Origin of the sequence: Pseudoalteromonas sp. S4741, from assembly GCF_005886135.1 — a bacterium.
Taxonomy (GTDB): domain Bacteria; phylum Pseudomonadota; class Gammaproteobacteria; order Enterobacterales; family Alteromonadaceae; genus Pseudoalteromonas; species Pseudoalteromonas tetraodonis.
Genome location: NZ_PNCN01000043.1, coordinates 1 through 12,943, shown reverse-complemented (window position 1 = coordinate 12,943; position 12,943 = coordinate 1). Strand labels below are relative to the sequence as shown.

Here is a 12,943-nt window from a genome sequence, read left to right as displayed (position 1 = left end):
ACATGTTATCGAAGTGCTGAATGAGAGACATAAAAAAATCCGATATTATTTCTAATATCGGATTTTGAAGCCATGGAAAGATCAGTCAAGTGATCATAAAAATATTCTTAACTGATCTGCATTAAGCAATGGCTGGTTTTTTTGTTTTACCTTTAAATGACCTTATTAGCCACGAGGTAATTGAATTTTTTTCTCAGGGCTTTGACGATAAAGCACAATCGTATGACCGATAGTCTGTAATTTAGTAGCCCCTGTTTCGCGAACAATGGCATCAAAAATAAGCTTTTTGGTTTCACGATCGTCTGTTGGCACCTTCACTTTAATTAATTCGTGAATTTCTAGTGCGCTTTGGATTTCAACTACTACGCCTTCGGTTAAACCGTTAGAACCTAGTAAAACTACAGGCTTAAGGCTATGCGCCTGACCTTTTAAAAACTGCTTTTGTTTGTTTGATAATGTCATGATATTACAAATTTTGCTGAATATGGCTTGAATTAAGGGTATTCTAACGCCATCTAGAGAATATTACTAATTAGTTGCGTGTTAATTTATGACAAATAAAAAACAGTCAGCCAGTTCACAACGTTGGCTTAAAGAACATTTTGATGATAAATATGTTCAAGAAGCGCAAAAAAAAGGCTGGCGCTCTCGAGCTGTTTTCAAATTAGACGAAATCCAAAACAAAGATAAGTTATTGCGCCCAGCGATGACCGTTGTTGATTTAGGCGCAGCCCCAGGGAGTTGGTCACAATACTTAGCTGAAAAAGTGGGTGACAAAGGCCAAGTGGTTGCGTGTGATATTTTACCTATGGACTCTTTAGCGGGTGTTGACTTTTTACAAGGCGATTTTCGTGAAGAAGCGGTACTTGATGCATTGTTAAAACGTATTGATGGTAAAAATGTAGATGTGGTATTGTCTGATATGGCACCTAACATGAGTGGCAATAACTCGGTTGATCAGGCAGGTAGCATGTACTTGGTTGAGCTTGCACTTGATATGTGCAACCAAGTTTTAAAGAAAAATGGCGCGTTTATTGTTAAAGTATTCCAAGGTGAAGGCTTTGATCAATATTTGCAAGATGTACGTAATAGTTTTAAAGCAGTGAAGATACGTAAACCGGATGCCTCGCGTCCCCGTTCTCGGGAAGTATATATAGTAGCGACTGGATACAAACTGTAGTACAGTTGCTTGGCGTTTAGTTGAATTTAAATTAATTGGATACAAGAGGTTAACCCCTTGAGCGATATGGCGAAAAATCTAATACTCTGGCTGGTTATTGCAGTAGTGCTTATGTCAGTATTTCAGAGCTTTAATGGCGGCGATCAAGTTGATCGTCAAACAAGTTACAGTCAATTTGTAAAAGACGCCCGTAGCGGCTCTATACAAGAAGTGTCTATCGAAAGTACTAGTGGCACAATTACTGGCATAAAAAATAGTGGCGAGCGTTTTCAAACCATTATGCCTATTTATGACAAAGACATTTTGAATGATTTGTTAAAAAGTGATGTGAACGTTAAAGGTGTTAAACCTGAAGAACAATCGTTTTTAGCAAGCATTTTTATTTCTTGGTTCCCTATGATCCTGCTTATTGGTGTGTGGATTTTCTTCATGCGTCAAATGCAAGGTGGCGGTGGCAAAGGCGCCATGTCATTTGGTAAAAGTAAAGCCCGCTTAATGAGTGAAGATCAAGTCAAAACGACCTTTGCTGATGTAGCTGGCTGTGATGAAGCCAAAGACGATGTAACCGAGCTGGTGGACTTTTTACGTGACCCTTCTAAGTTTCAGAAATTAGGCGGTAGTATTCCTAAAGGCGTACTTATGGTCGGTCCTCCTGGTACAGGTAAAACATTACTTGCTAAGGCTGTTGCTGGTGAAGCAAAAGTACCGTTCTTTACTATTTCGGGTTCTGACTTTGTTGAAATGTTTGTAGGTGTAGGTGCATCACGTGTACGTGACATGTTCGAACAAGCTAAAAAAGCAGCTCCTTGTATAATTTTTATCGATGAAATTGATGCGGTAGGGCGTAAACGTGGCGCTGGTATGGGGGGCGGCCATGATGAACGTGAACAAACACTAAACCAAATGCTTGTCGAAATGGATGGTTTTGAAGGTAACGAAGGTATTATCGTGATAGCGGCAACTAACCGCCCTGACGTACTAGACCCTGCATTACTTCGTCCTGGTCGTTTTGACCGTCAAGTAGTGGTTGGCTTGCCTGATATTCGTGGACGTGAGCAAATCCTTAAAGTACATATGCGTAAAGTGCCATTAGGCGATAACGTAGAAGCGGCAGTAATTGCGCGTGGTACGCCTGGCTTCTCGGGTGCTGATTTAGCAAACCTTGTAAACGAAGCTGCACTTTATGCCGCACGTGGTAATAAACGTGTTGTAAGTATGGCTGAATTTGATGCTGCTAAAGATAAAATCATGATGGGTGCTGAGCGCAAAACCATGGTGATGAGTGAGCAAGAGAAAGAAATGACGGCGTATCATGAAGCGGGCCATGCTATTGTTGGCCGTATGGTGCCAGAGCACGACCCAGTTTATAAAGTATCTATTATCCCACGTGGCCGAGCGCTAGGTGTGACTATGTATTTACCAGAACAAGATCGTGTTAGTCACTCTAAAGAGCTTTTAGAATCAATGATTTCAAGTCTTTACGGTGGCCGAATTGCTGAAGCACTTATTTATGGTGAAGACAAAGTAACAACGGGTGCGAGTAACGACATCGAACGTGCTACAGATATTGCACGTAAAATGGTAACGCAGTGGGGCTTGAGTGAAAAACTAGGTCCGTTACTTTACGCTGAAGATCAAAGTGAGATGTACATGGGTGGCGGCGGTGGTCGCTCTATGAGCATGTCTGATGAGACGGCGAAAGTAATTGATGCAGAAGTACGTTTATTCTCAGACCGCAACTATCAACGTGCAGAATCAATATTGAAAGAAAACATTGATATTCTGCATGCAATGAAAGATGCACTAATGAAGTATGAAACCATTGATGCGAAGCAAATTGATGATTTAATGGCTCGTCAGCCTGTACGTGAACCACGTGATGCGCATGACCGTCATGAAGCTAAACCAGAAAAAGAAGATGTTTCTAAAGACAAACCAGTTGATGAAGTGCAAAAACCAACTGATGAATCTAAAAAAGATGAAACAAACCTTGATGATAAAGCTGAATAATCGTTAAAATAACGTATCCAAAAGCCCCGAAGTTCGGGGCTTTTTTGTATCAGTTTGATGTTAATAACCAAAATTATCATATATTAAGGTTAGCGATGAATAATAAAATTAACCTTGCGCGCGGCCGAACGCTTGATTTTGCAGAGCCTGTGATTATGGGGATCGTGAATGTTACCCCTGATTCATTTTCTGATGGCGGTCAGTTCTTAAATACAACTGCCGCGCTGAGTCATGCGATGCAATTACTTGATGATGGTGCGACCATTTTAGATATCGGTGGCGAGTCAACACGCCCAGGCGCACCTGATGTTAGCCTTGAAGATGAGTTAAAGCGTGTTATTCCTATTATTAAAGCTATTCGTGAGCAAAGTGACTGCGTTATTTCAATCGATACCAGTAAAGCCGAGGTGATGCGCCAAGCGATTGAAGCCGGTGCTGATATTGTCAACGATGTACGGGCATTGCAAGAGCCCGGCGCAATCGATGTGGTTGCACAGTTTCCTGAGGTAGCAGTGTGCTTAATGCATATGCAAGGACAACCTCGTAGTATGCAGCACGCTCCTCACTATAATGATTTAGCGGGTGAGATAAATGATTTTTTTAGCCAGCGAATAGCCGCATGTGAAGCTGCTGGCATTAAACAAAGCCAGTTAATTTTAGATCCTGGTTTTGGTTTTGGAAAAACACTAAAGCATAATTATCAAATATTGGCTCAATTTAACGATTATGCAAAATTGGGACTTCCTTTGCTCGCGGGATTATCGCGTAAGTCAATGATTGGTAAATTATTAAATAGAGACACAGACGATAGATTGGCAGGCAGTTTAGCTGGAGCACTGATCGCCGCACAAAACGGTGCACACATTATTCGTGTGCATGATGTAAAAGAAACCGCAGATGTGCTTGGCGTATATCAAGCCTGCAAACAAGGAGTACTTTAAATGAAAGAAAGAAAATATTTTGGCACGGACGGTGTGCGTGGTTTAGTAGGTCAAGGTCCTATTAACCCAGAGTTTGCGATGAAATTGGGTTGGGCCGCAGGGCGTGTACTCTCACTTCATGGCACTAAAAAAGTCATTATAGGTAAAGACACTCGTATTTCAGGTTACATGCTGGAGACTGCCCTAGAGGCTGGATTAATTGCAGCAGGTATTGATGTTATTCTTTTAGGGCCCATGCCAACGCCTGCAGTTGCTTATTTAGCGCAAACGTTTCGCGCTGAAGCGGGGATAGTGATCAGCGCATCACATAATCCTTATTATGATAACGGCATTAAGTTTTTCAATGGCCAAGGTTTAAAGTTAGATGATGAGGTAGAGCTAGAAATTGAAGCGATGCTTGACGAGCCTATGACCTGTGTTGCTTCTGACAAGTTAGGTAAAGCAACACGTTTATCTAGCGCTGATGGCCGTTATATTGAATTTTGTAAAAGCCAGTTTCCACAAGGGTTATCCCTTGAAGGAATTAAAATTGTTTTAGATTGTGCTAATGGTGCTACATACCATATTGCTCCTTCTGTAATGCGAGAGCTTGGTGCAGAGGTGATAACCCATGCATGTGAGCCAAACGGTGTAAACATTAACCATGAATGTGGCGCAACCCATGTTGACACATTAAAGCGTAAAGTACTTGAACACAAAGCTGATGTCGGTATCGCCTATGATGGCGACGGCGACCGTGTGATGATGGTTGATCATAATGGCCGCGTATTCGACGGTGATGATTTGGTTTATATTATTGCTTGCCAAGCTGCACAAGATGACAATTTAGGCGGTGGTGTTGTTGGCACGGTTATGTCGAATATGGGACTTGAAAATGCGTTAAAAGCAAAAAACATTGCTTTTGCTCGCAGTAAAGTCGGTGATCGTTATGTGATGGAACTGCTGCAGCAAAAAGGCTGGAAAATTGGCGGTGAAAGCTCAGGGCATGTGTTGAATCTAGATTTAATCAGCACGGGTGATGGCATCATCTCAAGCTTACAAGTACTTGCGGCTATGGTAGCACAAAACCGTACACTTCAAGACTTAGGAGCCGGTTTTACTAAGTACCCAATGAAAATGATTAACGTACGTTACACTGCCGGTACTGATCCGACCCAAGCTCCAGAGGTGCTTGCCGCAGTTGCTGAAGTAGAGCAAAGCTTAGCAGATAAAGGGCGCGTATTACTGCGTAAATCAGGCACTGAGCCTGTAGTACGAGTAATGGTTGAAGCTGAGCAAGAAAAAATAGTAATAGATAGTGCACAGAAAATAGCAGCGGTTGTCGAATCTATGAGCAAACAAACTGATTGATAACAATAACCTCTTGTAACTTTGGGCGAGTCGAGTTAATATCTCGCCCGCTTTCTAATGTGGAGTGGAAAAATGGCAACACGCAAAGCGATGGTCGCAGGCAACTGGAAAATGAATGGTTCATTAGAACTCGTTCAACAACTGTCTGATGCTATTAACGATGTTAAATCTTCTGAAGTAAACATTGTTTTATTTCCTCCGTTTCCTCTAGTCCCAGCAATGATTGCAAGTGGTGTAACAACAGGCACGCAAACAGTGTCTGAGAATACCCCAGGTGCGTTTACTGGTGAAGTAGATGCAGAGCTAATTAAGCAGCTAGGTGCGAAATATGTACTGGTTGGTCACTCTGAACGACGCAGTATATATAAAGAAAGCAATGATACCGTTGCTGCAAAATTTGCTCGCGCGCAACAAGTAGGTCTAACGCCTATTTTATGTGTTGGCGAAAGCGAAACAGAGCAAGAAAGCGGTCAAACAGAACAAGTAGTTGCTGCGCAGATTGACGCAGTAATTAATAAATTAGGTGTAGCAGCACTAAAAGAATCTGTGATAGCATATGAGCCCGTTTGGGCTATAGGCACAGGTAAGACTGCATCGCCTGAACAGGCACAAAGTGTTCACAAATTTATCCGTGACAAAATTGCTGAACTAGATAGCGATTTAGCACAAGGGCTAACCATCTTATATGGTGGTAGCGTTAATGAAAAAAATAGCGAATTATTATTTGCGCAAACAGATATAGACGGCGGCCTAATTGGAGGCGCAAGTTTAAAAGCAGAATCATTTACTGCTATCTGCAATAGTGCAAAAGGGACCGTATAAGATGTACGAAATTTTATTATTAGTGTATTTAATTGTAGCTTTAGCGCTTGTTGGTATGGTTTTGATCCAACAAGGTAAAGGTGCGGACATGGGGTCATCATTTGGTGCCGGCGCATCGTCTACAGTTTTCGGTTCTTCTGGGGCTGGAAATTTCATGACGAAAACAACAACGGTACTAGCTACAATCTTTTTTGTGCTTAGTATTGTGTTAGGTAATCTAACTGCCGGTCAAATTAAAAAGACTGACGAATGGGAAAACCTAGAAGCGGCTCCAGCTGTTGAAACAGTGACTCCAATTGAAGAAGATGTGCCAGTAACATCAACTAAAGAGCAAAGCTCTGACGTACCAAATTAATTTAGTTTTAAATCGTTAAGTTGTTTATTTCCCTCAAATAAACATGCTGACTTAGCACTAAGCAATAGCTTAAAAAATGCGGATGTGGTGGAATTGGTAGACACGCTACCTTGAGGGGGTAGTGCTTTCGGGCGTGGGGGTTCAAGTCCCCCCATCCGCACCAAATACAAAAACCAGTAACAGCAATGTTACTGGTTTTTTTGTGCCTAAAATTTAAAATATTAAACAACTCTTTTAGGATTAATGTTGAACATTGGGGAGAACACTCTATATTTCAATTGTTAGTGTTTACGAACGAATGTTACGGTATTTAACTTTATGTATAAAAAGCGTCTAAAGTTAAAAATAAAGTTAACATTTCTGCATCTTAAGCCGATAATAACTATAGATAATTAAACGGAGTAAATGAAAATATGGCTTCAGGTTTCTCTTTTAAAAACCTCAGCATTACTAAAAAAATACATGCAATTACATCTATAGCGATCATCGCATATCACTCAATGAAATGGAGAAATCGTCTTATAAAGTAGCCAAATTAACCTTGGCTAACGTAAGTATTTTAGAAAAATTAGATGAATTATACACCCAGGCTGTAACCTTTGGTGAGCAAGACTTAGTAACAAAGGCGAGTGAAACCTATGCGCAGTTGGTTACTAATCTTGGTGCGATTGAGGCAATTAATACCTCTTATATTGATAATGATACAAAAACACGACTAGCTAATTACGAAAAAATATCTTCAACTATTGCCAATGGTATGGTTAATGGCACGGCAGATTTCAGTAAAATTCAACAACAAGCTCAGCTTAAAACAAGCCTATATGAAGCCGTATTAACCAGCTTTAAAAGCGCACAGCAAAAAGCAGATGATCGCTTTTTCCAGCTTGTTGCTAATACAAAAGCACGTTCTGATGATGCACTTAATCTGATGTTAGTTGTTGCTGTTGTATCGCTAACCCTTTTGTTACTAATGACCATTTGGATTGCGCGTAATATCGGTTCATCAGCCAGTGATGCCGCTAATAATTTAAGCCTTTTGGCAAGTGGTAAAGGGTCGTTAAGTACCAAGCGGAGAGAGCGACCACCAAACAAACCACCGATGCAGATGTTGTTAAACAGTCGATGGAAGAAATGAAGCAAAGCGTTGGCGATATTTCACAATCAGCTGCGAGCGCATCTAATGCCGTGCAAACCGCAGAAAAAGAAGTAGATCAAAGCCGGATACAAGTAAAAATGTCTGTTAATGCGTCGCGAACGCTAAGTGATGAAATTAATATAGCGGCCAGCACCATTAATAAGTTAGCTGATGACACTAAAAATGTATCACAGATATTAAATGTAATTACATCCATTGCCGAGCAAACAAACTTATTAGCATTAAATGCAGCAATAGAAGCGGCCAGGGCGGGTGAACATGGCCGAGGCTTTGCCGTGGTTGCAGATGAAGTCCGTGAGCTTGCCTCTCGTACGGCGCAGTCAACTAATGAAATACGTGAATTGTTAAGTACATTAAGTGTGGCAGCTAATGAATCTGTAAGCGCGATGACCTCTGCAAGAGATATGGCAACCGATAATGCTAGTGCAGCAGAGCAAACCGGTGTTTCGATTGAAAAAATTGCAGAGCAAATACTAGAAATTAATGGCATGAACTCCCAAATTGCAGCTGCAACAGAAGAGCAAACCTTTGTTGCTGCAATGGTTGTAGACAACGTATCTAATATGCATGTTTCATTTGAAGATACTATGAGCTCACTAAAAGCAGTAAGAGATGTGGCTAAAAACTTACATTACCTTTCAGATAACTTATTAGATGCAACTGCTAAGTTTAAAATTGAATAGTTGCTAAAGCACATTACTTTAACGTTTTATGATTTTGTAAAACGTTAAGGGATAAAAAAGCCCGCAATAAAGTATTTATTGCGGGCTTTTATTTCAATTTAGCAGATTAATACTTACCCACTACTTAACCTTCTTTATGTTCTTTACGTGCCTGCTCAATTTCTGCGGCAATTTCACGTGCTTTTTGCTTGGTTTTTTCAGTCAGCTCGCCAGCCGCTTCTTTGCTTTTAATCCATGCATCAACAGCTACTTCTTTGCCGTCATCGTACATGTCTAAGCCCATTTCTTTACTCTCTTCAAGTAGCTCATTAAATGATTCATCATTTTTAAGCTCATTGGTTTTTTCCTTTACTTCATTCCAAGTTTCATCAAGCTTTTCTTTCACTTGAGCGCTTGTTTCTTTTGCATCTTGTTTTACTTCGTTGGCATCTTCACAGCCAGTTAACGTAATTAAAGTGCCTAATAAAGCTAAACCTGCTAATTTTTTCATTTACTATCTCCTTTAGAGAAAATTATATTTCAGGGGTAATTATACAACAATGAAAATGAACATAGCTGTAACAACACGATTAAGTTTTAAATTAATGGACGAACATGATTGGCCGCAATTATACGAGCTCGATCAAGACCCAGCCGTTATGCAACATTTAACACAAGGTAAACCCACTTCGCTTGAAGAGATAAAAACAGTCAGTATTCCTAGAATGCTTGCTTATCGTAATGAGCAACAAGGGTGGGGGTTATGGCAAGTAACATTGCGTGAAAGCAATACCTTTATAGGATGGGTGCTTGTTCGGCCGATGGGCTTTTTTTCAGATACGCCTGATTTTAGTGATATTGAAGTGGGCTGGCGGTTTAAGCAAGCGAGTTGGGGCAAAGGGTATGCTATTGAAGCTGCAGGCGCTATTTGTTCAGAGCTTGAAAAACAACGTCAAGTAAAGGCAATTAGCGCTACAGCACTGACCTTAAATGTTGGCTCAATTAATGTTATGAAAAAACTCGGTATGCAGCTTAAACATTATTATATTCATACAGAGGATGGCTCAAATTTAACAGTCGTGCTTTATTCAAAGTCATGTGGATAATCTAACAACAATCCTAGGCTCTTTAAATGCGACCTATAAATATTGACCTAGTGTTTGTTACTGTGCATTAATGTTTGCCATCAATGTATAAAAATAACCTAAGGATATGGGATGGGATCACTTTTTTCACCACGCAAGCTAATTATTAGCAGTGTCTTAATAATACAAGTAGGCTTTTTTAATGTAGCGGCTAAACAAAGTGCGGTGGCGATGCCCGACACATTTAGTGCGCACGCTGCAAAAGCCGTATTAGAGCAAGGCGGCAACGCGGTTGATGCCGCTATTGCTGCTCAGTTTGTATTAGCCGTTACGCTTCCCGAAGCGGGTAATATTGGTGGCGGTGGGTTTATGCTTATCCATAAAGATGGAAAAGGTGATTTTATAGATTACCGCGAAACTGCGCCCAGTGCCGCGCATCGTGATATGTATTTAGATGAGCAGGGGCAAGTAATTGAAAATAAATCTATTTACGGCATACACGCTAGTGGCGTGCCTGGCAGTGTCGCAGGAATGTGGTTAGCCCATAAAAAGCATGGTACGTTACCGTGGAATGCGTTAGTGCAACCTGCAGTAATATTAGCAGAGCAGGGCTTTGTTGTGCCTGAAAAGTTGGCTCAGCTGATTGAGGACTATATAGGACATCTAAATAATAAAAACATTAATGTAAACTTTGCCAGTTATTTTGCAACCGCTACGGCAGGTGCGCTTTTTAAACAACCAGAGCTAGCTGCCACACTCAAACGCATTCGCGATGAGGGTCAAGATGGCTTTTATCAAGGTGAAACTGCCGCAATTATTGCAAAATTTATGCACCAACATGGCGGGATCATTAACCAAGATGACTTAAAACGTTATCGTGCTAAATCGCGGACTCCTATAAAAGCGAATTGGAATGGCTACCAAGTGCTTACTTCACCGCCACCAAGCTCAGGCGGCATTGCTATATTGCAATGGCTTAAGATGTATGAGCTTAAAAAACCAACGCCTGCACAACAACATAATTCAGTAGGGTATGTGCATTTATTGGCTGAAATAGGTAAGCGAGTATTTGCCGATAGAGCAGAATACTTAGGCGATCCTGATTTTTACCAAGTGCCTACAGCTAAGCTACTTGCAGAAAACTATCTTAAAAACCGTAGTAACAGTATAGATTTAAAGGCTATTTCAACCACCGAAAACATTAAACCCGGTTTAAAAGAAAGCGAGCAAACCACTCACTTTTCCATTGTCGATAACATGGGTAACGCTGTAGCTAATACCACCACCATCAATTTAGGGTTTGGTAGTGGCGTAGTCGTAGAAGGCGCAGGCTTCATTTTAAATGATGAAATGGATGACTTTAGCGCTAAACCCGGGGTTATGAATGTATTTGGTGCCATTGGCGGCAAAGCAAATGAAATTCAGCCACATAAACGTATGCTCAGCTCTATGACCCCCACTATTTTACTCAGTAATAACCAAGTGAAAATGGTAACAGGGTCGCCAGGTGGCACTACTATTATTAGCTCGGTGTATCAATCGATACTCAACGCGATTGAATTTAATATGAGCGCCGATGATGTGGTAAATAGCCCGCGTTTTCATCATCAGTTATGGCCAAAAAATGTGATCAGAGCACATGCCGGCTTGGAGCCATCAGTAAAACAACAGCTGATAAAAATGGGTTACACAGTGGACGAACGCCACTTTGGTGATATGCATATGATTATTAATCGTAATGGTAAATTAGATGCGGCGTCAGAGCAAAGCGGTAGAGGAAAAGCAATCGTGTTTTAACATTAGCGTTTGCATGGCAATCCCCCCAAACTCTTGTTTGGGGAGATTGCCAATAGAATATTACTTATTATTGGGTATTAACCTATTGCAGGTATTAGGCCTGCCATTTGCAGGCATTGCGCACTAATAATTAAAATGCCACACAATGCTGCTATGGCTAAACCAATATTACCGCTTCGTACTTTATAACCGCTTTTTTCAACACCTTGACGCTGTTTATACACCATACTCACCGGCAAAAATACAGCCAATATCACCAATGCAATAGCGGCATAACCTAATGCCATAATAAACCCTTGCGGATAAAATAAGGCAAACCCAAGAGGAGGGATAAAGGTAATAAATGCGGTTTTTATTCTATCTGCGCCCGTATCTGCTTTTTTGAATGTGTCAGCAAAAAAGTCAAATAACCCCAAGCTCACTCCCAAAAATGACGTAGCCAGCGCTAAATCAGCAAAAAGCTTAACCGCTGTAGAAACGCTCGTGTTGTTAGCAATATTTGCCACACTGGCTACAAACCCGCTTAAGCCTTCACTTTCGAGAAGTTGGGCTTGGCTCATTATGCCTTGGCTTAATACTTGCCAAAATACATAAATAACCAGTGGTAAAGAGGCACCTGCAATCATTACTTTGCGTAAAGTTTTTATTTCAAGGCCAACGTATTTAACAATAGAAGGGATAGAGCCATGAAAACCAAAAGAGGTAAATACCACAGGAATAGCCGAAAGTATCAGCCCTTGCTCAACCGGCATTTCAAGTAAGTGCTGGCCATGCACATAAGGCGTAAGCATATAAAATAAGCTACCCAATACCACTATTTTTATACTAAACAGCACTCTATTAAGCTTATCTACCTTGCTGGTGCCTAAAGTGACAACACCTGCAATCACCACCGCTAAAATAACGGAGCCTAACTGTGGGGCAATACTTAAGTTAAAACCAGTGTTTATACGTTCTTGTAGCTGGGCTCCGCCACCTGCTATGTAGGCCGCGCATAACGCATAAAATAAAAATATCATTGAAAAGTTAGCCACATACTGACCGCGTTTACCTAGCCAAAGCTTAGCCAAGGTATTTAAAGTGGCGTCGCGAGGGGCGTATTGATGTAGTTCCAACATAAGTAAAGCGGTGTAGGTCATAAGTAACCAACAACCGATAATTAATACCATCGCGGTATTAAATCCAAGCCCTGCAGAGGCGATAGGCAGGGCAAGCATACCTGCACCTATGGTGGTTCCTGCAACAATTAACATGCTACCTATTGTTTTATTTTTAAGCACTTAATGATCCTGATCAAACGTGAGAGACACGCAAGATATAACTAGTTGTGTAAAACTTAAATAGTTTTGTCATAAAAGAGACAAAATAAAATGTAATCTTCTATTTACAACTGTACTAAAAAAGCCAAAATCATCAAAAAAAGGAAATTTAACTTATTAGGGTCTGTTGACCTTTGCGGATTAATATTTGTTCAAACTAGGGGCAATTTAATCGCGGCGCGAGGTTTGTAACCTAGTGGGCTCGATAACTGCTCCTGCGTTATTCTACTGGCTTACATCCATGTAAGAATAAGTAAAAACCGAGC

The 12,943-nt window shown here is 40.8% G+C and carries 13 protein-coding genes and 1 tRNA gene; 11 read left to right on the top strand and 3 right to left on the bottom strand.

All coding sequences use genetic code 11. The features are described from left to right. Positions 1-165: 165 nt before the first annotated feature. Positions 166-462, bottom strand: a complete 297-nt coding sequence (gene yhbY, locus CWC30_RS08080; RefSeq protein WP_008112687.1) for a ribosome assembly RNA-binding protein YhbY — start codon at positions 460-462, stop codon at positions 166-168. Between the two features lie 88 nt (positions 463-550). Here yhbY and rlmE point away from each other — a divergent pair, with 88 nt between their 5' ends. The 9 genes from rlmE to CWC30_RS19235 all read left to right on the top strand — a co-directional run bounded on the left by rlmE (position 551) and on the right by CWC30_RS19235 (position 8,497). Then, complete coding sequence (gene rlmE, locus CWC30_RS08075) at positions 551-1,180, top strand: 23S rRNA (uridine(2552)-2'-O)-methyltransferase RlmE (protein ID WP_013465499.1); 630 nt, start codon at positions 551-553, stop codon at positions 1,178-1,180. A 66-nt stretch (positions 1,181-1,246) separates the two neighbouring features. Then, positions 1,247-3,190: an ATP-dependent zinc metalloprotease FtsH gene (gene ftsH, locus CWC30_RS08070; RefSeq protein WP_138626829.1), complete on the top strand. Its 1,944-nt coding sequence runs from the start codon at positions 1,247-1,249 to the stop codon at positions 3,188-3,190. 95 nt (positions 3,191-3,285) lie between these two features. After that, positions 3,286-4,131 carry a dihydropteroate synthase gene (folP, locus tag CWC30_RS08065; protein ID WP_013465497.1) on the top strand — a complete coding sequence of 282 codons (846 nt, stop codon included), beginning with the start codon at positions 3,286-3,288 and terminating at the stop codon, positions 4,129-4,131. Beyond that, a complete protein-coding gene (gene glmM / locus CWC30_RS08060) occupies positions 4,132-5,481 on the top strand; it encodes a phosphoglucosamine mutase (RefSeq protein WP_138626828.1) in 1,350 nt (449 codons plus the stop codon). A gap of 72 nt (positions 5,482-5,553) precedes the next feature. Then, entirely contained in the window at positions 5,554-6,303 is a 750-nt protein-coding gene (tpiA, locus tag CWC30_RS08055; RefSeq protein ID WP_138626827.1) for a triose-phosphate isomerase, read from the top strand. A gap of 1 nt (position 6,304) precedes the next feature. Next, positions 6,305-6,658: a preprotein translocase subunit SecG gene (secG, locus tag CWC30_RS08050; RefSeq protein ID WP_138626826.1), complete on the top strand. Its 354-nt coding sequence runs from the start codon at positions 6,305-6,307 to the stop codon at positions 6,656-6,658. 78 nt (positions 6,659-6,736) lie between these two features. Beyond that, positions 6,737-6,821 (top strand) — tRNA-Leu (locus tag CWC30_RS08045). Positions 6,822-7,163: 342 nt separating this feature from the next. Further along, positions 7,164-7,793, top strand: a complete 630-nt coding sequence (locus CWC30_RS19240) for a hypothetical protein (RefSeq protein ID WP_502704752.1) — start codon at positions 7,164-7,166, stop codon at positions 7,791-7,793. After that, complete coding sequence (locus tag CWC30_RS19235) at positions 7,781-8,497, top strand: methyl-accepting chemotaxis protein (RefSeq protein ID WP_502704751.1); 717 nt, start codon at positions 7,781-7,783, stop codon at positions 8,495-8,497. The genes CWC30_RS19240 and CWC30_RS19235 overlap by 13 nt, the downstream gene beginning before the upstream one ends. Positions 8,498-8,621: 124 nt before the next feature. Here the strand turns inward: CWC30_RS19235 and CWC30_RS08035 are convergent, their stop codons facing one another. Then, positions 8,622-8,987: a hypothetical protein gene (locus CWC30_RS08035; RefSeq protein ID WP_036981858.1), complete on the bottom strand. Its 366-nt coding sequence runs from the start codon at positions 8,985-8,987 to the stop codon at positions 8,622-8,624. Between the two features lie 49 nt (positions 8,988-9,036). Between CWC30_RS08035 and CWC30_RS08030 the strand changes: the two genes are divergently transcribed. Both CWC30_RS08030 and ggt read left to right on the top strand, forming a co-directional pair. Continuing rightward, positions 9,037-9,582, top strand: coding sequence for a GNAT family N-acetyltransferase (locus CWC30_RS08030; protein ID WP_138626825.1), 546 nt, complete (start codon positions 9,037-9,039; stop codon positions 9,580-9,582). Between the two features lie 111 nt (positions 9,583-9,693). After that, a complete protein-coding gene (gene ggt / locus CWC30_RS08025) occupies positions 9,694-11,358 on the top strand; it encodes a gamma-glutamyltransferase (protein WP_138626824.1) in 1,665 nt (554 codons plus the stop codon). A gap of 77 nt (positions 11,359-11,435) precedes the next feature. Here the strand turns inward: ggt and CWC30_RS08020 are convergent, their stop codons facing one another. Next, the gene (locus CWC30_RS08020) at positions 11,436-12,638 is read right to left on the bottom strand and encodes an aromatic amino acid transport family protein (protein WP_083238629.1); all 1,203 of its coding nucleotides are present in this window, start codon (positions 12,636-12,638) and stop codon (positions 11,436-11,438) included. Positions 12,639-12,943 lie beyond the last annotated feature (305 nt).